This is a genomic window from Legionella sp. PC1000 (assembly GCF_014109805.1).
GTDB lineage: Bacteria > Pseudomonadota > Gammaproteobacteria > Legionellales > Legionellaceae > Legionella > Legionella resiliens.
Genome location: NZ_CP059400.1, coordinates 2,981,408 through 3,005,730, shown reverse-complemented (window position 1 = coordinate 3,005,730; position 24,323 = coordinate 2,981,408). Strand labels below are relative to the sequence as shown.

Genomic DNA, 24,323 nt, shown 5'->3' with positions numbered 1-24,323 from the left:
AATTAATGGGGTGTTTTTGCCTTTATCCATTTTTGAATCTCAGAAGTTGTTTCATCAACCACTTGAATCATTTGCTGATACAATTTCTCCAATAAATTACGTTGTCCTGATTTCCAATAACGCTCGAGATATTGGCAGGCGATTTTCAAACGGATGGCGCCGACATACATCACACCTCCCTTAATTTTATGGGCAAGGTTCTGGGTTTTTTCCCAGTCACCTTGTGCATGCGCTTTTTTTAGTAGGGGAATATCTTCAAGAAGAGAATGATTGAGCATTAACTTGAGCATCTTGCAGAGCATATCTTCTGTGCCAGTAGTTTTAATTCCTTCTTCAATATCAAGTAGAGGAAATCTAGAAAGTTCAAAAAATTGTTCTTCTGTTGGTGGTAAATCTAAAACATCAAGTTCAGAGGAGATTCCTTTTTCTTTTTGTATGGAGGGAATAAATGAATTTAAAATATCACAACAATTTTTTTGAGTTAGGGGTTTACTGAGTACTGCGTTTATTCCTGACTCAATACATCGTTGCTTGTTTTCTTCACCGACATGAGCTGTTAGTGCAATGATGGGGGTGTGATGGTTTTTAGTGATTTCTTGTACACGAATGTGATGGGTCACTTGATAACCATCTATATCAGGTAAACCGATATCCATGAAAATTAAATCGTACTTGTTTTTCTTCCAGAATTGTAAAGCAGATTGTCCATCAACTGCTATATCAACGTGACAATTACATTTATTCAACATTTCCTTTGCGATTGTTTGTGCAATGGTATTGTCTTCAACTAATAAGATACGATGTTTAAAGGGTTTTGCAGATGAGTCTGGAGCTTGAGTGATAGCAGTATTTCGTGCAAAAGTTGGGATATTGAGCTCGACAAAATCTTTCTCAATGCCCGTTTCATCTTCTAAAAGTGCTGTTTTAAAGGGAATGATGCAGGTGAAGAGCGTTCCTTTGGCAACCGTACTCTCAACATATATTTCCCCATCTAATTCATCAATAAACTGTTTGATTACTGCAAGACCTAAGCCTGCTCCTTTATAAATTCCTTTGTAGGAAGGCGTTAAGCGTTTAAATTGCAGAAAAATTTCCTGTTGCTTGTCTTTGGGAATACCCATTCCACTATCTTCTACGACAAATTGAATAATGATTTCGCGATTTTCTTGTTTTGCCAGTTTAGCGGTTAATTTTACAAAGCCTGTATCGGTGAAATTCAACGAGTTAGCAATCAGCTCCAGCAAAATCCGATGGATGCGCACAGGATCACCAATAAGGTATTTGGGAATATTGGGATCAAAATTCAAAGATAAATGCAGGTGTTTTGCAGATGCTTTGGCTTTATTAAGATCAATAACATGTTGAACGATTCGTTGTAAGACGAATTTTTTTCTAACTTCGGGCACCTCGCCAGAACTGACATGGATTGCTTCGAGAACCTCATCCATGAAATCAAGCAAGGCATGGCTGGATGCTACCAGGTTATCCGCATATTCTTGAATCTGAGCACTTTTTGCTTCCGATTTAATGAGATCTGCAAATCCAACAATACCAGTCAGGGGCGTGCGGATGTCATGTCGCATATTTTCAAGAAATTCTGTTTTTGCAAGGCTTGCTGCTTCGGCTTTTTCTTTTGCAATCTTGAGCTCAGCTTCAATTTTTTTGCGTTCAGTGATGTTAATTGAAATACCAAGTACCCCGGTAATTTCCCCTTTTTTATTGCGCATCGGGGATTTATGACTTAAAAAAATGGCATTTTTCCCATCGATCAGGGCTTTTTCTTCAATAATTTCAGTTTCACCGGTTTGCATAATATAAAGATCATTTTGCCGAAATAACTCTGCTTGGGTTTCACCCCAAGGTAAATCAAAATCGGTTTTCCCTATCAGTTCATAGCCAAATTGAAATCCTACACTTCGTGCTTGTCGGTTATTGCATCCCAAATACACCCCATTTTTGTCTTTCCAATAAACATGTCCCGGCATATTGGCAAGAATATTTTCTAAAGTTGATTGCGTCTTTTCCTGGCTTGAACGTAAATCCGCTTCTTGCTTTTTACGATGGGTAATGTTCAGTGATATGCCTAGGATACCCACTACATTTCCTTGTTCATCGCGTAGTGGGGTTTTCCTGGTTAATACAACAGCTTGTTTCCCATCGGCTAATATTCCTGTTTCCTCCAGTTCTAATGAAGAATTAAGCGCCATTACTTTTAAATCATTATTGCGAATTGTTTCTGCAGATGCTGCCCATGGCATATCGAAATCTGTTTTTCCAATTATGGATTTCATTCCAGTCATTTCAAGCATGGTGTCATTACAACCTAAATACACCCCATTTTTATCTTTCCAATAAATACTGCCTGGCAATTCTTTAATGATGCTTGCAAGAATAGAAGGATTTGCTTCAACAGAAGGTGACTCAGGAGATTCCTTAGGACTGCTGATTTTAAGTTTAGCTTTCTTTTCTGACATAAGTGCTCTCTTTTATTCTTAAAGTTATAGACCCAATATTGGCAGCGTACAAGCTAAGGAGGCATATTTAAAAATGATTTAAGATAACTGAATCAAATTCTAAAAGCACACTATTTTTTCTTGCTTAATTAGCTTTCAGCGTTTTTAATAAAGAAAGGTTTATTTATTGGGAGAAAGGAATGCCAGTGAGTAAAGAATGTATTAAATTATTGCAAAATTTGGTGGATAAATACGGACAAAAAGGGGAAAGCGATGTGGATTACTCATCAATTTATCTTTTATTAAAAGAATTTTTGTTTTTAGTAATACAAAATCAGAAAAATCATAAAGATGAACGCATTATTGGCTTTCTCAGTAATTCTGCTTTGATCTTGGAAGAAAATTCTTGCTTTGTTGATGCCTGCAGAACATTCGTAATTTCTTATCAACAAAAAACCCATGCTTTAGATTCAATGTTGGATGATGAGTTAAATATTCAATCTGAACTGGATGAGTCATGGGGAAAACAGCTTGAATCAGAAGTGAGTCAACCTCTGCAACCTTCTCGCTTTTTTGTGCAATTACAAGAAGCTATTGCTAAGCGGGCCCAACGTGCTGCCCAGAACGAAAAGGAAATAGGGGAAAATCCTACACCATAAACAGTTTATGTAAACGAGAAGCAATTGTTATATTTTGAGGAGAAAATGCTTCTAAAATCCTAGATTGTTTGTCGCTTTTAAAATCGAGATTGATTGACATAACCCAAATCAAAGGATGGTGATTTTGAGTTTATGTGTATTAACTTACCCTAAAAGAGCTCGGATTATCTTCTGTTTCCATTGGCTATATGGCCTATATTTAATAGGCAACTCAAACCAAAAAGGCCTTTTCAAAATACTTTTGAAGTGGCTAAACGTTTTAAAACCTGCTTCACCGTGGTAACTCCCCATACCACTTTCTCCGATACCACCAAAGGGAAGGTGGGAATTACAAATATGCATAATCACATCATTTATACAACCACCGCCAAAGGAAACCTCATGCAAAATTTGTGTTTGCACGTTTGAGTTTTTTGTAAAAACATAAAGTGATAAAGGACGTGGACGTTGTTTTATTTCCTGGAGAACAGCGTGCAGATCGGAAAAAGGAATAACCGGTAAAATTGGGCCAAAAATCTCTTCTTTCATAATTCCATCAGCAAAACTGACATCCTTAAGAATTGTTGGCTCAATATAATTTTCTGTCTCAATGACTTCTCCCCCTGTAAATAATTTTTGAGGGTCGATGAGTTTTTTTAAGCGTTGTACATGTTTTTGATTGATAATTCGTACATAGCTTTCGCTTGTAAGAGGATTAGGACCAATAATTTCCTTGATTTGGTTTTTGAGTTCTTCCAATAAGGGTTGATAAATCGATTCTTCAACTAAAAGATAATCTGGTGCAATACAGGTTTGGCCTGCGTTTAAAAACTTGCCCCAAACAATACGCTGGGCTGAAATTTTGAGATCGGCATCCGCAAAAACAAGGCAAGGACTTTTTCCGCCTAATTCCAAGGTGACGGGAGTTAAGTGTTCTGCTGCAGCTTTGGCTACGATTTTTCCTATGGCAGTACTGCCAGTAAAGAAGATCTTATCAAAACGAATGCTAAGAAGCTCCTGAGTTACCTCGGCACCGCCTTCTGCGACATAAAGATAAGACGGATCAAAATTTTGATTGATTATTTTTGCGAGAGCGGATGAAGTATTTTGTGGTAGCTCACTTGGTTTGATAATGCTGGTATTTCCTGCTGCCATGGATGCGATTAGAGGACTTAAAGTCAGCTGATAGGGATAGTTCCATGCACCGATAATAAGCGTCGTGCCGTAAGGTTCGGGTAAGATAAAACTCTTTCCTGGTTGAAGTACTAATTCCGTTCTTTTGGATTTGGGTTTTGCCCATTTACGTACCGATTTTATTGCTTGATCAAGCTCATGATAAATCATGGCAAGCTCAGTTAAATGGGTTTCAAACTGGGATTTTTTTATATCTGCATACAGCGCTTCATAGAGGAGCTGCTCATTTTGTTTAATAATCGTCTTCAATTTTTGCAGTTGCTGTTTACGAAAATCAATTTTTTTAGCTTGTCCGGCAGCAGCAAATTTTCTCTGTTCTTCAACAACAGCATGGATATTCATAAATTGACACCCGTGTAAAAGTTTTTATTTATCAGCAACTAAGCTACTGTATTTTAGTCAAATCTCTCAGGTATAGCTAGAGGCAGTTTCTTCTTACTTAGCTTCCGGTTTTCCTTAGTGCCTGCGTACTGCGGTATAAGGCACAGTACTTAGGCAGAGTGGTTATAGTTTTGCGGAACACCCACGAACACGTGCTGGGAAGAGGAGGTAGCGATAAGGTTAAGATTATTATGTGCACTACCCCTTGGTTTTCTTTACTTAAATGATGGGAATTGGTTGCTTTGCGTATGTAAAATTTCGTTTTGTAACTCCATAATTTTATTGAGGTATATCTTTTCTTTACTGTGCTCATCTTTGAATGATGCTTTTTCTTCGGGCGTCATTCTAAGTAGGAGTTGGATGTACTCATCATTTGCGGTCTGTGTCTGAGGTAAATAGGTGGTCGATAATGACCCTGTTCGTACAAGTTCAATCAGATTTGGGCTAATCGATTGTTGTTTGATTAAGGGATGCTTGGGTAGGGCTGATTTGCTTTTATTTTCAGCATCTTCTCTAAGATCCTTTAAAACGGTACTCAATATTTGCAAAAACTGAGTTAATCCTCTAACTGGATTGATTACTCCAAGTGAAACCTCGCGAAGTATATTCAAACTTTTTTCCCTTAATGCATTTTCTAACAGATCATCCAGATCATTGACAAAAGGAGGCAATTCGACTGTGGCGTTCAGACTATCCATAAAATGTGTGTCAGACAGTAAACTTTTATGTTTTTCTCCTGTTTGTTTATTTTGATAAATAGTTGTATCCACTAATGAAGGAATCAAGCTGCTATGACATGCCTCAGAGATACTTATATTACTTCGTGTGGTGCGTCCTCTACCATGTTGCAATGTTGTATGCCCATAGGTTGGCAAAATCCCCGTTTTATAATAAGCAATTAATGTGTAAAAAAATAAATCAACACGTCGATTTGCATGTTCAATAATATTTTGTTTCGACATGATAAGAAGCGCATTGTGATCGCGGTGCTTTACAGCTAATTGATAATTTGAATAAGGCAAGTTGAGTGCAGCGCTGTAATTGTCTTTATATTCAGAGCGATGCCGTTTTTTAGTCGTAAACTGTTTGTGTTCCTCTGCTTTTAATTTTGTAAAAAATAGCGGATTGAGTGCTTTTGTCACAGGGGGGGCTATTGTTGTTATTTTTTGAGCTGCAACCGATGGTTTTGATGTTTTTTTTTGCGAAAGCATTATTTGAGATTGAGGCGTTTTAAATACAGAGCTCGCTGATCTGATGGCTTTATTAATTTTAAATATTTGTCTCATTTTAGGTCCCTCCGAGATTGCTGCCATAACACTAGAACTGTTTCCGAAATTCTATTGCAGACTTTCTTGCACTTCGCTCTGCAGCGAATTTCGAAAGAGGTCTATGACACTTATTCCCAAGATGTCTCAAGTTATCTTTACATAAAGTGATATAATTTGACAAGAGTGTAGTTTATGGGGCAGATTGATTGTTTTCTTGATTTATGAGCTTTTTTTCTTATTTGGCTTTTCTGCAGATTTTCTCTTTTTCATGCTTTCTTTTAAAAGCGAAATAAAGTCCACTACATCTGCAGAGCTTTCCTTGGCAACCTCAGCATCTGCCTCTTTTTTGATTAGTGGCTGTTTTGCTATTTGTTGATCAAGCCATTTCTTCAACGCTTCACGATATTCATTATGGTATTTTTCAGGCTGCCATTTAGTAGTCATTTCATTAATTAAAGTAACAGCCATTTTTATTTCTGATTGGGAAATCTTATAATTTTTAAAATCTTCTTTCGGAACATCCATTTCTTTTTCCTCACGTATCTCATTTTTAAAATGAATCAAGTACAAAAGTAGGGAGTGATGATGAGGAAGGATTATACAAATAGATTCTTTCGTCCGAATAATGACTTTCGCAACACCTGCTTTATTTGTTTTTTTTAATGACTCCCGCAATAATACATATGCTTTTTTATTTTTGCTTTCTGGGATAAGGTAATAAGGCTTCATCAAGTAAAGACTATCAATTTCCTGAAAATCAACAAATTCCTCAATGTTGATTGCTTTAAATAAATCTGGACTCGCCTTTTCGAACTTTTTTTCATCGACAACGATGTAACGGTCTTTTTCAAATTCAAATCCCTTCACCACTTGATCCCAAGGAACTTCCTTGCCGGTTTTTTCACTAATTCGTTGATAATGCACTCTGGATTTCGTTTTTTTATCAAGCAAATGAAATTTAAGCTCATCTTGCTCCTCAATGGAATACAACGAAACCGGTATAGAGACAAGCCCAAAGGAAATCTCGCCTTTCCAGATTGATTGAGGCATTCTTAATCCTTAATTACATTTCTTATTCAAAGAGTAGACTATTTTTAAAAGTCGTAGAGGAGTGGATTAAGTAAGGAAAAACGAGATACTGAATTTGATAGATTATTGATCGGGATGGCTAAATGTACACTGTACTAATCGTTCCAATACTTGTGCATCGTGGGGCGCAACTACTTTTTCATCGTTATCCAAATAGCAAAAAATTTTTTTAACCTGTTGCTGCCAACTGGAAAATTTATGAGCATAGTTTAAAAGCGATTTTTCTTCATAATGACCAGAATAGGGTTGGAGATGCGGTCCATGCAATCTTAAGTAGATAAAATCACTGGTTATAATTTCTGGACACTGAAATCCCTTATAATCATAAAAACAAAGTGCAATATTGTTTTTTGTGAGTAAATCATAAACTTCCTGACGTAACCAACTTTTATTTCTAAACTCAAATGTATAATCAAAGGATTCAGGTAATCCTTTAATAAATTGCTCCAAACGTTCCAGATTAAAGGGCCAATAAGGTGGGAGTTGAAATAAAACGGGTCCTAATTTTTCTTCTAATCCTTCAAGTACTTGCAACAAATAATTAACACTGTCCTGGACATCTTTAAGCATTTTTATATGAGTTAAATAGCGGCTGGCTTTACACGAAAAAATAAATTTATCCGGGGTCGTCTCTTTCCATTTCGTAATGGATTTTGGGGTAGGTATGCGATAAAAACTGCTATTAAGCTCTACGGTATTAAAGATATTTGAGTAATAGGTTAACTCATCTTTTTCTGCAAGAGACTTAGGGTAGAAAACTTCTTTCCAACCTTTATAGACCCATCCTGAGGTACCAATATTAACAAATGGCATGCTAACCCCTCAAAACTATTCCTGATAGGAAATCCCTAGCATATTTAGACCTCGTGCAATGTCATCAGCCACAGTGGGTCTGGATAACAAATATTCCCCGGTATGCTCAGTCAATTCATCCTCGGCGAAATTAAGCGCATCTTCCCATTCTTCTTGAGTGTAATCTCCGCGGCCTAAATACATTAATGCGACTAAAGTTGCTTGCTGATCAGGACGTAAATTATCAATGAATTCTATTGTTTCTTGATAAACCGGATCATCTTGATGATCAGCTAATACATAGAGTGCATCCATTTCATCAGTGACTTCCGGAAAGCTGACGTCTTCTTTAGCCTGAAATTGTCGTGCTTTATCAAGAAGATCACGAATTGTTTCCGTATCAAGACTTAACATACTTATCTCCTTATTTCATATGTTTTCCAATAATAATAGCTTAAATAAAATATAATTTATTAATCGCGATCCTCAGGATTCTTCATGCTGTCAGAGTGATTTTCAGGATACTAATGAGTAAATTTTTTAGAGATTTATTGAGAGTTCAATGAAAAAGTTATAGAACTCGTACGAGTTCTATAACTGAATTATTTATCTGATATGTCGGGTAGCCATGCTTTGATCGTCTAATATTGGCAACTCTTCCGCTGCCACTAATTCAGATTGAAAAGTTAGGGCAGAATAGGCCTTAGGCTCTATTTGAGAGATTGTTGCTAATAGGTCATGCTCAAATAATTGCATGAGTTGTGTTTTATCTGAGGTATTTGTCAGATTATGAATTTGGGCACGAAGTTGATGCATACCCTGCCAATCAAAGCGTGGTTTCTCATCAAAATAATGTTCAAACAGTTCTGAAGCTTGTGTTTTTAGTTCATGAAGTTGTTCAAGTAAAGGTTTATATATATTGATTTCATTAGTAAAATTTATAGATAAATAAAGCTTCGGATGGAATGCAACCATTTGTTTGAAGATATTTTGATGAAAACGCTCCATCAGTGCAATTTTTTCGCTGTCCAATGGCAGCAACCTGATTGAGTTGTAAACATTTGTCAGTGAGGTAAAGTTAAAGGATCTTTTCTCAACAAAATATTGAGATTTACCCTGACAATAAAAAGTTACAGCGTCTTCTAACTGCTGTATGTCACTGAGAAGTGTTGAATTTACCATTTTTCCAATTTACCTATAGTTTATTATTATTCCTGGCAATTTAGTGTACGCATTTTTCTATTGAAGTCAATGTGAGGTTTTGATGCTCAATAACACATTATTTGCAGTAAGCTGATAACCGAATTTGAGAGATATGACTCTTTATTTTAATGACAACTCATTGATACAAAAAATAATTTTATGATGTTTTTAAAAATTAAGTCATAATAAAAGTGAATGGATTTATTTGATTAATCTCATTCAGTGACTATATTTAATATATTATTTTCACAAATTTTTTCGGTAAAGTATTGTTAACTAAGGAGGGTATCCACATGAAAAGTACTAATGAAAATCGAACTTATACTCCTAAAGAGCATCTTGAAGCAGCTGCAAGCCAATTATTAACAGAAGGGAAGAAAAAGGTGAATCAGTTGTATAAGGAAGGGGTAAACAAGGCGAATGAAGTAGAGGGAAACGTCAAAGAATATTCAGATAGCATAGTGAAGAAAATACAGGATAATCCATTAGCCTCTGTTTTGGTCGCAGGAGGAATTGGCTTTTTGTTATCTCGATTAATGAAAAAGTAATGGAAGCCTTAAAACAGTTAGAAGCCCTAATTGCCGCAAAAATATCTGTTATTAAAACAGTTTGCTCTTTAATTAGCCTTGAAGCAAGGCTGGCAGGGTTGAGCGTTTTTCCGTTATTGCTAAATATCTGTCTGCTGTTAGTCGTGCTACTTACAGTATGGTTATCTGTTATGTTCTTAATAGGTTATTTTGCATACTTGGCTTCAGGGTATTTTGTGCATTTAGTTTCTAATCGACTTCTATTATCTTTTGCATTTGTTTTACTTCTTAATGTGGGATTCTTACTGGGATTGCTTAAGTATCTATCATTTAACATAAAGAGTATGAGTTTTCAGAAAACAAGGGAATTCTTTTCGCAAGAGAGTGTTGAGCATGAAAAAATCGAGAAAGCAGATAATAGTACAAATTGAGGTGATGGACAGGTACTTACAATCCCAAAAAGATGAGGTGATTGAGCATAAAGAGTATTTTGCACAAAGCGGAATAGCTCGTTATCACCTAATCACTCCAATAGTCCTTGTTTCTGCTTTTTTTATAGGTTGGAGAGCAGCGCGAATACAATGGAGTGGCAAAGTGACGCACCAAGCAGTAGAAATTGGAGCATTAGCTTTGCTTAACTCTTTTAAAAAAACAGTGGTCTCTCTTTTTACATAATGTAGTGAATTGCAATAAAAATCGCTACTTGGATTTTTCAAAGCGTTTCGTATTGTACTTTTAATCCTTTCAGTGCTGAAAATTTTACTTTGCTCTTATCTTGTTAAGAGAGGGGGCCTTCTGAAATTGTCCAATAATCATTAATTAATTTTAATATTTCTATGATTTTTTTGGAATCTGCTGGTTTTGCAATATACCCTGCAATACATTTTTCGTAAGCCCTTATTTTATCTTCTATTTGTTGAGACGTTGTAAATACAACTACAGGAATGAATTTAAATAACTTATCCCTTTTAATAATATCTAGAAACTCCAAACCATTCATTCGCGGCATATTTAAATCTAAAATGATAAGGCAGGGTCTCCCAATTTCCTTAAGATAGATCAAAGCATCTTCGCCATTTTCACGAATGGCGAGTTCATTGGTTATCTTAAGTTCTGCAAGGGCTCTTTGAATTGCCATTTGATCGATTTGATCATCTTCAATAAGGAGAATTGGTTTTGTTGAATACATTATTACCCCGCACTTACTTTTTCTTTATTTAATGTAAAATAAAAGGTGGTTTCTTGTCCAACTATTGAATTAAACCAAATTTTTCCACCATAAAGCTCTAAAATTTTTTTGGCAAGCGAAAGACCTATTCCCGTAGATGAGTATTTTTCTTTACTTTGTAGTGTTTGGAAAAGTTCAAAAACTTTGTCTTTATATTGTTCATCAATTCCTATTCCATTATCTTTTACAAAAAATTTCCACTCTTTAGAATGCTCGGATACTCCAATTTCTATTAGCCCTTGTTTCTTATCATTGTAAATGATGGCATTGCTAATTAAATTTTGAATTATTTGATATATATGAATTTTTTCTGCATAGATAACAGGAAGATCTTGCTGGATTTTTATTTTAATGTGTTTGGGAGGCATTAAAACCTCTTTAACTTCTTCAATTAATTTATTTAAATTAATTCGCTCAGGTTCTCCTTGAACATGTCCTATTCTTGAATATTCCAGTATCCCATCAATTAAAGCTTGCAGTTTTTTAACTCGGTTATCAAGCAGTTCTAAATAGTTCCTTCCTTTGGAATCTAATTTTTGTTTGTATTCTTCAATAATCCATTCAGATATCGTAGCAATTCCTCTTAAAGGTGCCTTTAAATCGTGAGATACTATATAGGCGAACCGTTCAAGCTCTGCATTGCTCCTTTTTATCATTTGTTCATTATTTTTACGTTCAGTTATATCAATAATAGAGGCTAAAACAAAGATTCCTGACTCTGTTTTTAATGGATTTAAGCCAATTTCAACAGGAAATTCAGTGTCATCGCTTCTCAAGCCATATAAATCACGACTAGTTCCCATTGCTCGTGTTTGGGGTTTCATGAAGTAAGCCATACGATATTTGGGGTGATTGGCACGAAATCGGATAGGTATAAGTGCCTCAATTTTTTGTCCAATTAAGTCTTCTTTTTTATACTTAAACATTTTAAGAACTTGTCTATTGGCAAGTTCTATTTCTCCCATTTTATTTACCATCAAAATTCCTGCTGGGGTCGATTCAATCGCCAACCGGAATTTTTCTTGTTCTTTTTTTCTTTCCGTAATATCAACAACAGACGCTAAAACAAAGCTTCCATCTTCAGTAATTAATGGATTTAAACCAATTTCAACAGGGAACTCAGTACCGTCTTTTCTTTGACCGAAAAGATCTCGTCCTGCGCCCATGAGCCGTGCTTTGGGATTTTCAAAAAAAACAAGTCGATGTTCAGGATGCTTTGCTCTGAATCGTTCAGGCACAAGAATTTCTATTTTCTTGCCCATTAATTCATGTTTCTCATAGCCAAACATTTTAATAATTTGCGAATTTAAAAGTTCAATTTCCCCAGCGCGATTAATCATTATCATTCCAGTTGGAGACGCTTCAACAGCCAACTCAAATCGCTGGGTCAGTCGTTTTCGTTCAGTAATATCTACAACGGAAGCAAAAACTAAAACTCCCTCATCTGTTTGTAAAGGATTTAAGCCAATTTCAACAGGAAACTCAGTTCCATCCTGCCTTAATCCATAAAGATCACGCCCAGCCCCCATTAAGCGTGCCTTAGGATCTTTAAAAAAATCTTCCCGATATTGCGGATGGTTTTCTCTATAACGCGCAGGGACAAGAACCTCTATGGGTTTTCCCAAAAGTTCAGATCGAGTATAGCCAAACATTTTCTCGATTTGTTCATTTACAAGTCTTATATTACCTTGAACATCAATTACAAGCATACCATTTGGGGCAGCTTCCACAGCTAATTCAAACTTCTTTTGCTCAGGGGTTACAAATGGAATTTCTCTGATAATGGACGCTGCGCCTATTACCTTACCGGAATCATCTTTAATTGGAGAGACAGATATGGAGACTTTGATCTCTGTTCCATCTCTTTTCAAGCGAACAGTTTCATAATGATCTATTTTCTTACCTTCTTTAATTTTTGTTAAGATTTGCTGAATCTCATATTTTCTATCAGTAGGGATAAGGTAATCTATTGATAAACCGATAATTTCCTTGGCTGTATATCCATACAGATTTTCAGCTGCTTTATTCCAGCTGATAATTGTGCCTTTCAGATCTTTTCCGACAATAGCATCATTACTGGATTCAATAATTGCAGCGTAAAAAATGTCTTTAGCTGTTGGATTCCTATTTATTTTCATAAAATATATTCATGAGAGCCATTTTGATTGCATTAAGTTTTCAATCTACAATATCTTGAATTCAGTAGTAAATTCAACCGCTAATTCGCAACCCGATTTCTAAAATGAAATTTTATCTTTTAACCATCACTTTTGGGAAATTTTTATACTTGACGAAGAATATAATTTTTCCTAATATTATTTGACACAAAATAAAAATTGTATTTTTTTTGATCAGTCCAAAAGTCCGTATTTTCTTCGATTTATTTAATAAAAAAATGAATTTTGTAGCTGTATATGTAGCGGTAGGTGTAGCTGTATGTGTAGCTGTATATAAAGGAATTTTATTATTTAAATATTAAGGAGATAACCGTGAATCATAAAGCTATTAATGAGTTAATAGAACGCGCAAAAAAAGACCCTAAATTTTTCCATTCTCTTGTCTTTGAACCCGAAAAGGTATTAGGTTCACTGGATAGTTTGGATAGGCACAGTCGAGGAAGCATCGTATCTTCAAATGTAGAAGCACTTTTCGCAAATATACTTGGTCTTGAAGGGTGTGGTAACACTTGTTCTACGAGCTGCGATAATACCTGTGGTCAAAGTTGCGGATATACAACGAATATCACTGCAGCTGAAAAATTAAAAAGTAGCGTTTATTTTTCTCACTCTAAAGACGCGCTGGAAGGTTGCGGAAACACTTGCTCCAGCAGTTGCGATAATACATGCGGCCAAAGCTGCGGATACACCACTAACCTTACTCTTGAAAGAGAGAGAATGACACACGCAGCTGGTGCAGGCATGTGGGAAGGCGGCGGTGCGTTAGAAGGTTGTGGTAATACCTGCAGCAGCAGTTGTGATAATACATGCGGCCAAAGTTGCGGTTACACAACAAGCCTCCAAGGAAAGTTTGGAGGAAACATTCGTTAAAATTGAACGATAAACTTGTTTGGCAAGTCAAGATTTGACTTGCCAAATTTTTCCGAAATTAGCAGTCGTAGTCAAGGAAGATATCATGAACAGGGAACAAATTACCAAATTGATTGACCGTGCTAAAAAAGATCCTGAGTTTTTTCATAAGCTGGTGTTTGAACCAGAACAGGCAGTCAAAGAACTAAAGAAAAAAAATTCCTCAGGTGACGAGATAATTCTACACGCGAATCTTCAAGCTATTGTGCAAGGATTAGTTGGTAAGATTCCTATGACAAGAGCAGATAGTAACAAAACCCCTTATTTTGATTGTCCGCAAACTTGCGGAGAAACCTGTGCAGAAAATACATGTGGTCCTACATGCAGCGTCACAAAAAATGCTAAAGAAAGAAGTCACGTTGCGGCGCTGGAATCAGCGAGATTTGGCGGTGGCTATTTAATATGTGACGAAAATGTAACGTGTTGTTGTACTTCTGGAACTTGTGGTAGCACATGTGGCGGCAGTACGTGTGATGTGACTTGTTCTGGTGATAGTTGTGGCTCTACCTGTGGGGATAGCTGTGGCTACACCTCTCATCTCCAAATGCGGTAAACAAAATTTACGAATCCGTTAGGGAACAATTATGGCATATATTGAGCAAGTTAAGGATCATAATAATTCTTTAAATAACAGTGCAAAAGATGTTGATTATGCAAGTTATCTACGCTCTTTTGCACTGGAAGCCGAATTACGTGGTCCTTGGGCATCTGTTGGCAAAACTGATCGAATACAGGGATGGAAATTACACATCTCCACGATACCCGGAGAGGCAATTCAATTATTGGACCGTATTATTCCTTGCCTTTTAACGCATAAAGTACCTTCTTTTAAAATTGCAAGGGATACCATGACTTTAGGCTATCTCAATGAAGGGGAGTTAGGCAGGACCCAAATAGGTAAATTTATGACGATTTACCCAAGGGATGACAAGCATGCCGTTCAATTAGCCCAGGAACTTGTTCAATTAACTCAAGGTATGCTTGGCCCGCGCATTATCTCAGACATGCGTTTAGGTGATATCGTTTATACGCGATATGGCGGTTTTAATCCGATTGTTAAACGCGATCGCTTAGGATTAATGCGCCTTATGATCTATGCCCCCGATCAATCACTACGAATTGATGAATACCAAGTGCCATTCAAATGTCCTGAAGGTGTAGAGAACCCATTTAAAGATTGGCGTCTTGAAGTAACTCAGAATGATGATTTGCCTGAGTCTGTACACCTTGTCGATGGAAGACCAACCAAATTATTTGGTCCTGGTTATTTAATTTTGGACATCCTGCGCGATCAACCCAAGGGAGGGGTTTATAAAGTTTTGGATTTACGCTGCCAGGATTCTGTCGGATTAAAAGTTCTTAAACAGGGCAAACAATTCTGTATGACTGACCATTACAATAGAGATATGCGCACCCGGTTACAACGGCAGGCTGAACTGCACGCTAATCTTAGTCAACATCTTTCTATTCCTTCTGCTGATGCTTACTTTGAAGTCGAAGGAGATGGTTATTTACCGCTAGAGTGGGTTGAAGGGAGGAGCATTGAAACATTTGCTGTGCAAACCTTAGGAGGGTCTACCTTCGGCACTCTCCCGCTCGACAAGAAAATGTTATTACTCAATTGGTGCCAAAAGCTTTTAGGCGTTGTAAATCAGCTGCATAAGGAGGGCTATGTACATCGCGACTTAACTGCATCCAATATTTGGCTTGCGGAGAATGGAGAGCTTTATTTGCTTGATTTAGAACTATGCCATGCTTTAGACGACCAATCTCCCGCTTTTGGACTCGGTACCGCTGGTTTTATGTCACCACAACAGGCAAATCGAGAGCCTCCAGCGATCGGAGATGATTTATATGCTATTGGATGCCTGATGCTGTTAGTCTTAACCGGTATCGATCCACGCCGCATTGTTAGGAATAATAATGACCATTTGCTCGCTTGTTTACAGGAAATGACCCAAGGAGCTCCGTTGCCATTGCTGAAAGTTATAATAGATTGTATTAGTAGTGACCCAGAAGTACGTCCTTCACTCGAAGTGATTGCATCGGTGCTTACCCAGTCAATTGCAGATTTAAAACCCAAACATGCGCCAACAAAAAATCCGAAGGAACCCTTCTTAACTCAAGAAGAAATACACAATACATTAGTAGAGGGTACTCGAGGCTTATTACAATCTGGCGCTATTCAATCTGAAACGGGTCTTTGGTTATCGGTATCCATAGAAAATGGGGCGCAACATCAAATAAAACACCGCTATAGTCAGCAATATGAATTTCGACGAAGTGCAAATCGCGGTGTGGCTGGAGTTGTATATGCATTGAGCCGTTTGGAGCACTTTGGATTTTTACCTCAAGAAGGCAAGTTACGAATTCAGCAAGCTATAAATTGGTTGATTTCAGATCAATATACCGTTGATAGTGAACTACCTGGATTGCACTTTGGCGCAGCTGGTGTCGGTGTTGCTTTGACGGAGGCGATTTCCTCAGGTATTCAGAGTTCCGATGAATCGTTAATTAAAGTCATTCATACTTGTTTGAATAAAACTGTGGATTGGCCTGATGTTACTCATGGCGCTGCGGGTCAGGGAATAGCAGCAATGTATTGTTTCGATCGGTTGGGCATACCATCCTTTCAAGAAAATATAAAACCGTGTGTTGATTATTTAATTACAAGTCAGCTCGCTGATGGTTCATGGATTATGCCAGAAGGTGTACCTGGAATGTCAGGAGAAGTTTTATCTGGTTTTGCTCATGGTGTTGCAGGTATTGCCTATTTTTTAACTGAATTTTCTGCACGAGAAAATGACACTGCAGCGCGGACAAGTGCTCTACGCGCAATAAATTGGCTACAGCAACAGGCAATTCATCAACACGTAGGGGAAGACTCTCTTCTCATGTGGACTTACAGTACAAAGAATCCTGCTATGTGGCGCTGGTGGTGTCATGGTGGCCCGGGTATTGCATTGACCTTTTTACGCTTCTATGAATTGACAGGTGAAGAAGAGTATGCGGATTTAGTTCGTCACGCATTAAGAATTCATCCTATCCATTTGCGCTATCCTAATTTTAGCCAATGTCATGGGTTAAGTGGATTAGGAGATATTTATTTGGAAGCATTTCGTGTATTAGGTGATGAGGAATGGCTCGAGAGAGCAGCATTGGTAGCGAAATTTCTGTATGCAATGAGACAAACAACAGAAACAGGGGCGTATTATTGGTTAACTGAAGATCCTCATGTTGCCACGGCGGATTTGATGGTCGGAAGTTCTGGAATTCTGCATTTTTTCTTACGATTACTCCACCAAGGAAAACAAATAGGAGTACCTTTATTGCTGAATCCAGTAAACAAATAAGGAGATTAATGATGAATAACCCACAGGTTGGTGAGTTTTGCTGGAACGAACTGGTTACCAATAATGTCATCGCTGCAAAAGAGTTTTATAGGCATGTACTAGGTTGGCAATATACCGAAGAAGCGGTAGGCGATACGATCTACACTTTATTTAGAACGAGCACGGGCGATAAATCAATAGGGGGGATTTTGGAAATACCCCAAGAGGAACAAGATAAAATTCCACCTCATTGGATGACATATATTTTGGTAGAAGGTATAGAAGACACCTTAGCCAAAGCAATAAAGCATGGGGCAACGGTAAAAGTCCCTGCTACCAAAGTGGGTGATTTTGGTTTATTTGCAGTGGTTGCCGATCCAACAGGTGCTCATATCGCGTTTTGGGAGTCGATAAAAAGTTAAAATGCTTCATGAGTACTAAGGTCTGCTTCCCTCACCAAATAGTGCGATCGGAGACCGAGTATCCTCCATCAATCGGGATGATTGTCCCAGTTATGAAGTCTGAGCCACTTGAGGAGAGAAAAACAGCTAAAGGGCCAATATCTTGAGGTTGGCCCCATCTACCCAGAGGTGTTTTCTTCCTGATTTCCTCACCTCTGTCCGTTTGGGGTAAGGAACCGTTAATTGCTGTTTCAAACCAACCTGGTAAAATAGCATTAACCTGGATATTCCAGGGACCAAGTTCTAATGCAAGCGAACGCGTTAGACCTAATATTCCTGTTTTTGTGGTGGCATATCCAATGGAGTTCGGGTGGCCAAACAGAGAATACATAGAGCCTACATTGATAATTTTACCATGATGTTGGGTTTTCATAAGACGAACTGCGCTTTGCGAGCAGAGAAAGACCGAGGTAAGATTGGTGCTTATGAGATACTCCCATTGTTCCAGTGAAAGATCTAACAGGTGTTGATCTTCATAGATCCCCGCATTGTTAATCAATATATCCAGTTTTCCAAACTGGCCGGATATCGTTTTAAAACCCTCATGAATACTTTCTTCATGACTTACATCCATCATAAGTGGGATGAGATCCTGTGTTTTGGCTTGTTTTAGCTTTTCCTGATCTCGACCGCAAACAATTACTTGTGCTCCAGCCTTTCGTAAGGCGAGTGCCATGGCAAGACCTAGCCCACCATTTCCACCTGTGATCAAGGCAACACATTGGTTCAAATTATCTTTTGAGTTCATAATGATGATGCACCTTTTTGATGGCAGTTAAGAATTCATCCAGATCTTCTTTTTTCAATGTGGGCGAAAGCGCAATATCAATATATGATTGAATGTTTCTAAAACTGTCAGGATAAAGATTTGGAATTTCGTGTTTTGCTACATCCTTAAATAAATAAGCCCAGTCCCAAAATCTTCGAACATTGATTTTAGTGAGGTCTCCAAGAGCTTTTGTATCGATCCCTTCTGCAGTAAGTGCTTCAGCAAACCAGCAACAGTCTTCTATTGAGCCATCCAATTCCAACAGTAAATTATCACCAAGCGGCAATGCAGCTTCATTCCAAGTACCACGTGGTCTTAAGCATTTTAAATTTACAATGTTTTGGATGACATAAGTATAATTTTGGGTGAGCAAATTGAGCCGCTTATTGAGTTTTTTTAATTGAGATAATCCAAGCGCACCACGGATTTCATCTAAACGAAAATTAAATACAGGTATCGCGGTACAATCAATGGGGCAAAGTTGATTGGAGAAGTGCTTTTCATAAAGACGTTCATAGGCTCCAGATAAAATAACACATTTTAGATAGAGATCCTTGTTGTTGGTTAAGATAAATCCTCCTTCTCCAGTATTTAATGATTTATCCGATTGGGTACTAAATGCCCCCGCCAGACCGTATGTGCCTAAATATTTATTCTTTAACTTACATCCAAGGCTGGGAACAGCATCTTCAATAACAGGTACACCATGTTGTTCGGCAAGTTCCAGAATTTGGGGAAGCGGAGCAGGAAAACCTCGCATATGGACCACTACTAATGCTTTCATATGAGCAATTTTTTTATCAAGATCCGCTAAATCAATGTGAAGATTATGATCCACTTCGATAAGGAGCGGCTTTAACCGTGCTTGGATAATCGCACTGGGTGTTGCTGTAAAGGAATACGCGGGACATCCAACTAATGAGTCATCAGGCAGCTCAAGAGCCATAAGTGGTAGCGAAATTGCTGCAGTACCAGAGCTTACAGCAAGCGCATATTCAGAATTAAAGTAATCCTTCAGTCCTTCTTCAAATTGGCCTACTTTTGTATCCTTGATTTCCCGGTTGTCATAGCGAAATAACCGCTTGCTTTTAATCACATCCAGAATTAGATTGGTATCCTCGTCATCGATGATAACATTTCCCTTGTCATAGGTTGGCCAAGGTTTTGTGCGAACTGGTGAACCTCCAAATAATGCTAATTCATTAAGGGAAGTGTGTTCTCTTTTTATACTACTCATACTACCTATCTCCATGTTACCACTTAGGATTGTAGTTTTTAATTTGACTTCTTTTTATCAAGCCACAAACGAAAGCGAGCTAAAGTTTTATTCCCCATAAATAACCTGATTGTTGCAAGTACAATAAAACCTTTTAGGAATTGCAACTTAGACCCTTTTCTAATCCAAAAATCGCATTCTTCTCCTTTTGTAAGTACAAATAGCTTTTCGTAGAAGATGATTCTCGGAAAAGGGAGAGAAAAAAAATTATTAATATTTTTTCCATGGGTACCAAAAATAATGGGGCCCATGGGTAAACGAAGCACATCAAGAAATAAGATAAAATAAAGAAATACGACCCAGGAGGCATGTTGTGAGGTTTTTTCAATCCAAAGACAAGTGATTTCATGAGGCTTTTTTTGATCAAAGTTGTAGTCGCTATAGAGCTTCTGCAATTGAGATGGATTCAATGGGAGAAAGGTTCGATAGTTAGGACCTGAGTTGATACAAAAACCTGCCAACATGTTCTCCTCTGAATCTCTAAAAAAAATACGGACCTTGGAGCTTTTAAAGTATTCAAGGTCAGAGCGATTATGCGCCAGGGATGAGTAATGGGTTCCATAGATTTTAAGTAAACTATCATTTTTAATTATTTTTGTTTTAATCATCATCCAGGCTCAAAAAAAACTCTATTTTCAATTATAGGACATATTGTATTATTTTTTATCTAAATGATGTAAATAAGACAATTTATAGTGGGTCACCATAGATACATAAGAACCATTTGAATTTTTTGAAGTGTTATTGCGCTCATTGAGACGACAAGATTTATTATTCAAGAAAATTGCTTAGGGCATGTTGACAATTCCACTGCCTACGTGCCGCGAACAAGTCGCGGCACGTAGGCGGCGGGGATGGATTGTCAACATGCACTAATCTATAAGTGATTAATTAATTTTTTCTAATTCACATGTATTGGAAGAAAACAGCAGATAATCCATTAAAAAATTAGGGATACGTTGCTCCAACCAAAAGTGCCTTTTATCTGCAATAAATCCTACATGGCCTCCATGTGGGCTTAATTCTAAAAGAATATCTGAAGATAGCTCACCAGTACCGGGGAGGATCTCAGGCGTCATAAAAGGATCATCCAAAGCATGAATAATTAAAGTAGGTGTAGCAATTTGAGAGAGATACTGTCTGGAACTGGATTTTTGATAATACTCATCTGCATTAGCAAATCCATGTAACGGAGCAGTGATTTGTTCGTCAAATTCGTATAGAGTTTTTATAGAAAACAGCTTCTGTTTAGAAAGCGGTAATTGGCAATTTATAACATCCAATTTTTGTAAAAAGACGGTGCGTAATTTTTCTAACAAATGTGCCTGATACACACGAGAAAATCCTTTATTTATCTTTTGAACTACATTTTTCAATTGGAATGGTACAGAAACTGCTACGGCTGCATCAATTAAAGATTGGGAGCTTACTTCTCCTAACCATTTGAGAAGTATATTACCGCCTAATGAAATACCCACCACAGCTTTCTTGGTTTTGGGTTCTCTAAATTTCAATACATTGAGAAAATGAGCCAAATCAGTGGTATCTCCTCCATGGTAAAAGCGTGGCAGACGATTTGGCTCACCGCTTGCACCACGAAGATTCATTAAAACAGCTCGGTAACCTGATTTATTGAATGAATTGAACAAGGTGCTTACATATGCTGAATTGATATTACCACCTAATCCATGAACAAGAATAATTAAAGGGGCATCAGTACCTAATCCATTAACTTTCCAGGCTAGATCAATAAAATCGCCATCAGGAAGCTCAAGTCGCTCATAAGAATCAACAGAGACATTCACTCGATGAGTCAATGTCCGATACAGAGTTTGCCCATGTGTATTGGTGAGCCACCAAGCAGGTTTAAATTCACTATGAATGATCATGCTCTGTCCTATTGAGTTGAGACTTATTTGGTCTTTTTAGTATTAGTTTAATCTATAAGTATAAAATAACACTAAAAAGAAATAAATGAGATTGAAGAGTTGTGGTATTAATTACGTTTATCATTGCTAAAGCGATCATCTGCATTTAAATTATCTTAATAAAGGTAACTTTTTTCAATAAAATTAAATAATTAGTTATTGGGGGAAGGAGTATTTTCTTAGTAGGGGGTGTGATGCAAGTAAAGGCAGCAGTAGCATACGAGGTTGGGAAACCACTGGTAATTGAAATGGTTGAGTTGGAAGGGCCAAAAAAAGGAGAAGTACTCGTCGAAATTAAGGCTACAGGGGTTTGTCATACTGATGCATTTACATTATCTGGTGATGATCCTGAAGGGCTTTTTCCCGTTATTTTAGGGCATGAAGGTGCTGGCGTTATTGTCGATATTGGCCCCGGAGTGACTTCTCTAAAACCTGGGGATCATGTAATTCCCTTATATACTCCTGAATGTCGTAAATGTGAATATTGTCTTTCCCAGAAAACCAACCTTTGTCAGGCAATTCGCGCAACACAAGGTCAGGGGGTAATGCCTGATGGAACAAGTCGTTTCAGCTTTAATGGAAAAAAAATCTTTCATTATATGGGGACATCAACATTTGCTAATTATATTGTATTACCTGAAATTGCTGTTGCGAAAATTCGTGAAGATGCCTCCTTTGAAAAAGTATGCTATATCGGTTGTGGTGTTACTACAGGGCTAGGAGCTGTATTTAATACAGCAAAAGTTACTCCAGGCTCTCGTGTTGTTGTTTTTGGTTTAGGCGGCATTGGACTTAATGTGGTTCAAGCCGCGCGTATGGTTGGGGCAGAGCAGATCGTCGGTATCGATATTAGACCCGAACGTCGAGCATTGGCTCAAAAAATGGGAATGACTGATTTTGTTAATCCTATTGAAATTAATAATGATTTAGTGGCATACCTTGTTGAATTGACTAAGGGAGGCGCTGATTACAGTTTTGAATGTGTAGGTGATGTAAAACTGATGCGTCAGGCACTGGAGTGTTGTCATAAAGGTTGGGGTGTTTGTACCATAATTGGGGTTGCAGGGGCAGGGCAGGAGATTTCTACCAGACCCTTCCAATTGGTTACGGGCAGAGTGTGGAAAGGATCTGCATTTGGTGGGATGCGTGGACGTACCGATGTCCCTAAAATTGTTGATTGGTATATGGATGGGAAAATCAATATTGATGATTTAATTACTCATGTTCTTCCCTTTGAGCATATTAATCAGGCCTTTGATTTAATGCGTCAGGGAGAGTCAATTCGGACGGTGCTCACTTTTTAGAGGCTTAAGGAATAAATTAAATGGCATCCATTGAACTTATTGAAGAGCATTTCTGTTTTGGCGGTACTCAACGGGTGTATTCCCATCAATCTGAGGTAACTCATTGTACGATGCGTTTTGGTCTTTTTTTGCCACCACAAGCGCAGAAACAAAGTGTCCCTGTATTGTACTGGCTTTCAGGATTAACGTGTACAGAACAAAATTTTATTACTAAAGCAGGGGCCCAGCGTATTGCTGCTTATTTAGGTTTGGCTCTTGTTGTACCCGATACAAGTCCTAGAGGGGTAAACTTGCCAGGGGATAAAGAAAGTTATGATTTTGGTGTGGGTGCCGGATTTTATGTGGATGCTACACAACAACCTTGGTCAAAATATTATAATATGTCAACTTATGTACATGAAGAGTTACCGACTGTGCTGCAGCAAAAGGTTCCACTCAATCATCGTGCTTGTGGTATCTTGGGCCATTCTATGGGAGGACATGGCGCACTTATTTTAGCCTTGAAACATCCGAATCAGTATCGTTCAGTCTCTGCCTTTGCTCCAATTTGTGCGCCCTCCCAATGTCAATGGGGACAAAAGGCCTTCACAGGTTATCTGGGAACAGATAAGAAACACTGGAAGGAGTACGATGCGTGCGAACTCATTGCAGAGAGAGGATGGCCGCATCAGCATATTTTAATTGATCAGGGTGTCCAGGACCCTTATTTAAAGGAGCAACTAAAGCCAGAGTTATTTCAGACAGCATGTGTGAAAGCTCGGGTGGCACTTAATCTGCGTATGCATGAGGGTTATGATCATAGCTATTATTTCATCGCCAGTTTTATCGAGGATCATTTAAATTTCCATGCATCAATACTCTATGGTAATCATTAAAAATTGGCCGAACCAATTTCTATGATGAGAGGATAAAAATTATTAGGATCTGTTTATATTTCTGCTATCTTGGCCAAGCTGCCCCTGATTTTACGCGTTTCAATGCTCACATCCTTCCTGTATGCTGCGCTCGGTACTCAAAAATCAGATCATTGTGACTCAAGCGAGCGAAAAGTAAACAAACCCTATGGATGGGAGAAAAAAATGAACAAAAAAATTGCTTTGATTGTTGCCGGGCTGATTTTTACTTTAGTGGCTTTAATCCATGTTTTACGCATTATCTATTATTGGCAAGTAACAGTTGCAGGATACAGTATCCCAATGTCAGCCAGTAGTGTTGCCTTAAGTGTTTCAGCTATTTTAGCTATATGGATGTTTGTTGCGGCCGCAAAGAAATAAAATATGCAGGCCACGACAAAAGCCTTAAAAACGTGGAATTAATATACTGCCGGGTTCATTTTATTTGAAAAAAATGAAACAATCTGTATCCTATATCCTCGTAAATGAAGTACTCTTCTA

The 24,323-nt window shown here is 37.7% G+C and carries 24 protein-coding genes; 11 read left to right on the top strand and 13 right to left on the bottom strand.

Going from position 1 to position 24,323, the window contains the following annotated elements; translation table 11 throughout:
- Positions 1-2: 2 nt before the first annotated feature.
- Positions 3-2,474: a PAS domain-containing sensor histidine kinase gene (locus tag FOLKNPGA_RS13120; protein WP_182350323.1), complete on the bottom strand. Its 2,472-nt coding sequence runs from the start codon at positions 2,472-2,474 to the stop codon at positions 3-5.
- 179 nt (positions 2,475-2,653) lie between these two features.
- Here FOLKNPGA_RS13120 and FOLKNPGA_RS13115 point away from each other — a divergent pair, with 179 nt between their 5' ends.
- Positions 2,654-3,112: a hypothetical protein gene (locus tag FOLKNPGA_RS13115; protein ID WP_182350322.1), complete on the top strand. Its 459-nt coding sequence runs from the start codon at positions 2,654-2,656 to the stop codon at positions 3,110-3,112.
- A 144-nt stretch (positions 3,113-3,256) separates the two neighbouring features.
- On the opposite strand, the gene FOLKNPGA_RS13110 is transcribed toward FOLKNPGA_RS13115, so the two are convergent.
- The 6 genes from FOLKNPGA_RS13110 to FOLKNPGA_RS13085 form a co-directional block, all read right to left on the bottom strand.
- Positions 3,257-4,627, bottom strand: coding sequence for an aldehyde dehydrogenase (locus tag FOLKNPGA_RS13110; protein WP_182350321.1), 1,371 nt, complete (start codon positions 4,625-4,627; stop codon positions 3,257-3,259).
- Positions 4,628-4,881: 254 nt separating this feature from the next.
- The gene (locus FOLKNPGA_RS13105; RefSeq protein ID WP_182350320.1) at positions 4,882-5,952 is read right to left on the bottom strand and encodes a hypothetical protein; all 1,071 of its coding nucleotides are present in this window, start codon (positions 5,950-5,952) and stop codon (positions 4,882-4,884) included.
- A 201-nt stretch (positions 5,953-6,153) separates the two neighbouring features.
- Positions 6,154-6,984, bottom strand: a complete 831-nt coding sequence (locus tag FOLKNPGA_RS13100; protein ID WP_182350319.1) for a Ku protein — start codon at positions 6,982-6,984, stop codon at positions 6,154-6,156.
- Between the two features lie 102 nt (positions 6,985-7,086).
- Positions 7,087-7,836 (bottom strand): DUF72 domain-containing protein, encoded by a 750-nt coding sequence (locus FOLKNPGA_RS13095; RefSeq protein ID WP_182350318.1) that lies wholly within the window; start codon positions 7,834-7,836, stop codon positions 7,087-7,089.
- 15 nt (positions 7,837-7,851) lie between these two features.
- Positions 7,852-8,229, bottom strand: coding sequence for a DUF3775 domain-containing protein (locus FOLKNPGA_RS13090; RefSeq protein WP_182350317.1), 378 nt, complete (start codon positions 8,227-8,229; stop codon positions 7,852-7,854).
- A 192-nt stretch (positions 8,230-8,421) separates the two neighbouring features.
- Positions 8,422-8,997, bottom strand: coding sequence for a hypothetical protein (locus FOLKNPGA_RS13085; protein WP_182350316.1), 576 nt, complete (start codon positions 8,995-8,997; stop codon positions 8,422-8,424).
- Positions 8,998-9,311: 314 nt separating this feature from the next.
- On the opposite strand from FOLKNPGA_RS13085, the gene FOLKNPGA_RS13080 reads away from it, so the two are divergent.
- From FOLKNPGA_RS13080 to FOLKNPGA_RS13070, 3 genes are read left to right on the top strand one after another with little or no spacing between them, the layout of a single operon-like run.
- Complete coding sequence (locus tag FOLKNPGA_RS13080; RefSeq protein ID WP_182350315.1) at positions 9,312-9,566, top strand: hypothetical protein; 255 nt, start codon at positions 9,312-9,314, stop codon at positions 9,564-9,566.
- Positions 9,566-9,976, top strand: coding sequence for a hypothetical protein (locus tag FOLKNPGA_RS13075; RefSeq protein ID WP_182350314.1), 411 nt, complete (start codon positions 9,566-9,568; stop codon positions 9,974-9,976). The genes FOLKNPGA_RS13080 and FOLKNPGA_RS13075 overlap by 1 nt, the downstream gene beginning before the upstream one ends.
- Complete coding sequence (locus FOLKNPGA_RS13070) at positions 9,939-10,220, top strand: hypothetical protein (RefSeq protein WP_182350313.1); 282 nt, start codon at positions 9,939-9,941, stop codon at positions 10,218-10,220. Before FOLKNPGA_RS13075 ends, FOLKNPGA_RS13070 begins: the two co-directional genes overlap by 38 nt.
- A gap of 103 nt (positions 10,221-10,323) precedes the next feature.
- Here the strand turns inward: FOLKNPGA_RS13070 and FOLKNPGA_RS13065 are convergent, their stop codons facing one another.
- Together FOLKNPGA_RS13065 and FOLKNPGA_RS13060 are read right to left on the bottom strand one after the other, a co-directional pair.
- Entirely contained in the window at positions 10,324-10,734 is a 411-nt protein-coding gene (locus FOLKNPGA_RS13065; RefSeq protein WP_220471039.1) for a response regulator, read from the bottom strand.
- A 2-nt stretch (positions 10,735-10,736) separates the two neighbouring features.
- Positions 10,737-12,911, bottom strand: coding sequence for a PAS domain S-box protein (locus FOLKNPGA_RS13060; RefSeq protein WP_182350312.1), 2,175 nt, complete (start codon positions 12,909-12,911; stop codon positions 10,737-10,739).
- Positions 12,912-13,262: 351 nt separating this feature from the next.
- On the opposite strand from FOLKNPGA_RS13060, the gene FOLKNPGA_RS13055 reads away from it, so the two are divergent.
- From FOLKNPGA_RS13055 to FOLKNPGA_RS13040, 4 genes are all read left to right on the top strand, one after another.
- Positions 13,263-13,820, top strand: coding sequence for a hypothetical protein (locus FOLKNPGA_RS13055; RefSeq protein ID WP_182350311.1), 558 nt, complete (start codon positions 13,263-13,265; stop codon positions 13,818-13,820).
- Between the two features lie 85 nt (positions 13,821-13,905).
- Positions 13,906-14,412: a hypothetical protein gene (locus tag FOLKNPGA_RS13050; RefSeq protein WP_182350310.1), complete on the top strand. Its 507-nt coding sequence runs from the start codon at positions 13,906-13,908 to the stop codon at positions 14,410-14,412.
- Between the two features lie 31 nt (positions 14,413-14,443).
- Entirely contained in the window at positions 14,444-17,212 is a 2,769-nt protein-coding gene (locus tag FOLKNPGA_RS13045) for a lanthionine synthetase LanC family protein (RefSeq protein ID WP_182350309.1), read from the top strand.
- An 11-nt stretch (positions 17,213-17,223) separates the two neighbouring features.
- On the top strand, positions 17,224-17,613 hold the full coding sequence (locus FOLKNPGA_RS13040) for a VOC family protein (protein ID WP_182352865.1): 390 nt from the start codon (positions 17,224-17,226) through the stop codon (positions 17,611-17,613).
- Between the two features lie 31 nt (positions 17,614-17,644).
- Here the strand turns inward: FOLKNPGA_RS13040 and FOLKNPGA_RS13035 are convergent, their stop codons facing one another.
- The 4 genes from FOLKNPGA_RS13035 to FOLKNPGA_RS13020 form a co-directional block, all read right to left on the bottom strand.
- Entirely contained in the window at positions 17,645-18,400 is a 756-nt protein-coding gene (locus FOLKNPGA_RS13035) for an SDR family NAD(P)-dependent oxidoreductase (protein ID WP_182350308.1), read from the bottom strand.
- On the bottom strand, positions 18,384-19,658 hold the full coding sequence (locus FOLKNPGA_RS13030) for a DegT/DnrJ/EryC1/StrS aminotransferase family protein (RefSeq protein WP_182350307.1): 1,275 nt from the start codon (positions 19,656-19,658) through the stop codon (positions 18,384-18,386). The genes FOLKNPGA_RS13035 and FOLKNPGA_RS13030 overlap by 17 nt, the downstream gene beginning before the upstream one ends.
- A gap of 38 nt (positions 19,659-19,696) precedes the next feature.
- Positions 19,697-20,308, bottom strand: coding sequence for a hypothetical protein (locus FOLKNPGA_RS13025; protein ID WP_182350306.1), 612 nt, complete (start codon positions 20,306-20,308; stop codon positions 19,697-19,699).
- Positions 20,309-20,584: 276 nt separating this feature from the next.
- Positions 20,585-21,586 (bottom strand): hydrolase, encoded by a 1,002-nt coding sequence (locus tag FOLKNPGA_RS13020; protein WP_182350305.1) that lies wholly within the window; start codon positions 21,584-21,586, stop codon positions 20,585-20,587.
- 233 nt (positions 21,587-21,819) lie between these two features.
- Between FOLKNPGA_RS13020 and FOLKNPGA_RS13015 the strand changes: the two genes are divergently transcribed.
- The 3 genes from FOLKNPGA_RS13015 (at position 21,820) to FOLKNPGA_RS13005 (ending at position 24,203) form a co-directional block, all read left to right on the top strand.
- On the top strand, positions 21,820-22,929 hold the full coding sequence (locus FOLKNPGA_RS13015) for an S-(hydroxymethyl)glutathione dehydrogenase/class III alcohol dehydrogenase (RefSeq protein WP_182350304.1): 1,110 nt from the start codon (positions 21,820-21,822) through the stop codon (positions 22,927-22,929).
- 20 nt (positions 22,930-22,949) lie between these two features.
- Positions 22,950-23,804 (top strand): S-formylglutathione hydrolase, encoded by an 855-nt coding sequence (fghA, locus tag FOLKNPGA_RS13010; protein ID WP_255666715.1) that lies wholly within the window; start codon positions 22,950-22,952, stop codon positions 23,802-23,804.
- A 204-nt stretch (positions 23,805-24,008) separates the two neighbouring features.
- On the top strand, positions 24,009-24,203 hold the full coding sequence (locus tag FOLKNPGA_RS13005; protein WP_182350303.1) for a hypothetical protein: 195 nt from the start codon (positions 24,009-24,011) through the stop codon (positions 24,201-24,203).
- Positions 24,204-24,323: the final 120 nt, after the last annotated feature.

Coding starts and splice junctions, on each gene's coding strand:
- FOLKNPGA_RS13045 (WP_182350309.1), top strand. CDS start 14,444: ATGGCATATATTGAGCAAGTTAAGGATCATAATAATTCTTTAAATAAC.
- FOLKNPGA_RS13075 (WP_182350314.1), top strand. CDS start 9,566: ATGGAAGCCTTAAAACAGTTAGAAGCCCTAATTGCCGCAAAAATATCT.
- FOLKNPGA_RS13110 (WP_182350321.1), bottom strand. CDS start 4,627: ATGAATATCCATGCTGTTGTTGAAGAACAGAGAAAATTTGCTGCTGCC.
- FOLKNPGA_RS13120 (WP_182350323.1), bottom strand. CDS start 2,474: ATGTCAGAAAAGAAAGCTAAACTTAAAATCAGCAGTCCTAAGGAATCT.
- FOLKNPGA_RS13015 (WP_182350304.1), top strand. CDS start 21,820: ATGCAAGTAAAGGCAGCAGTAGCATACGAGGTTGGGAAACCACTGGTA.
- FOLKNPGA_RS13095 (WP_182350318.1), bottom strand. CDS start 7,836: ATGCCATTTGTTAATATTGGTACCTCAGGATGGGTCTATAAAGGTTGG.
- FOLKNPGA_RS13105 (WP_182350320.1), bottom strand. CDS start 5,952: ATGAGACAAATATTTAAAATTAATAAAGCCATCAGATCAGCGAGCTCT.
- FOLKNPGA_RS13070 (WP_182350313.1), top strand. CDS start 9,939: ATGAAAAAATCGAGAAAGCAGATAATAGTACAAATTGAGGTGATGGAC.
- fghA (WP_255666715.1), top strand. CDS start 22,950: ATGGCATCCATTGAACTTATTGAAGAGCATTTCTGTTTTGGCGGTACT.
- FOLKNPGA_RS13060 (WP_182350312.1), bottom strand. CDS start 12,911: ATGAAAATAAATAGGAATCCAACAGCTAAAGACATTTTTTACGCTGCA.
- FOLKNPGA_RS13040 (WP_182352865.1), top strand. CDS start 17,224: ATGAATAACCCACAGGTTGGTGAGTTTTGCTGGAACGAACTGGTTACC.
- FOLKNPGA_RS13035 (WP_182350308.1), bottom strand. CDS start 18,400: ATGAACTCAAAAGATAATTTGAACCAATGTGTTGCCTTGATCACAGGT.
- FOLKNPGA_RS13050 (WP_182350310.1), top strand. CDS start 13,906: ATGAACAGGGAACAAATTACCAAATTGATTGACCGTGCTAAAAAAGAT.
- FOLKNPGA_RS13005 (WP_182350303.1), top strand. CDS start 24,009: ATGAACAAAAAAATTGCTTTGATTGTTGCCGGGCTGATTTTTACTTTA.
- FOLKNPGA_RS13020 (WP_182350305.1), bottom strand. CDS start 21,586: ATGATCATTCATAGTGAATTTAAACCTGCTTGGTGGCTCACCAATACA.
- FOLKNPGA_RS13030 (WP_182350307.1), bottom strand. CDS start 19,658: ATGAGTAGTATAAAAAGAGAACACACTTCCCTTAATGAATTAGCATTA.
- FOLKNPGA_RS13085 (WP_182350316.1), bottom strand. CDS start 8,997: ATGGTAAATTCAACACTTCTCAGTGACATACAGCAGTTAGAAGACGCT.
- FOLKNPGA_RS13090 (WP_182350317.1), bottom strand. CDS start 8,229: ATGTTAAGTCTTGATACGGAAACAATTCGTGATCTTCTTGATAAAGCA.
- FOLKNPGA_RS13025 (WP_182350306.1), bottom strand. CDS start 20,308: ATGATGATTAAAACAAAAATAATTAAAAATGATAGTTTACTTAAAATC.
- FOLKNPGA_RS13100 (WP_182350319.1), bottom strand. CDS start 6,984: ATGCCTCAATCAATCTGGAAAGGCGAGATTTCCTTTGGGCTTGTCTCT.
- FOLKNPGA_RS13115 (WP_182350322.1), top strand. CDS start 2,654: ATGCCAGTGAGTAAAGAATGTATTAAATTATTGCAAAATTTGGTGGAT.
- FOLKNPGA_RS13065 (WP_220471039.1), bottom strand. CDS start 10,734: ATGTATTCAACAAAACCAATTCTCCTTATTGAAGATGATCAAATCGAT.
- FOLKNPGA_RS13080 (WP_182350315.1), top strand. CDS start 9,312: ATGAAAAGTACTAATGAAAATCGAACTTATACTCCTAAAGAGCATCTT.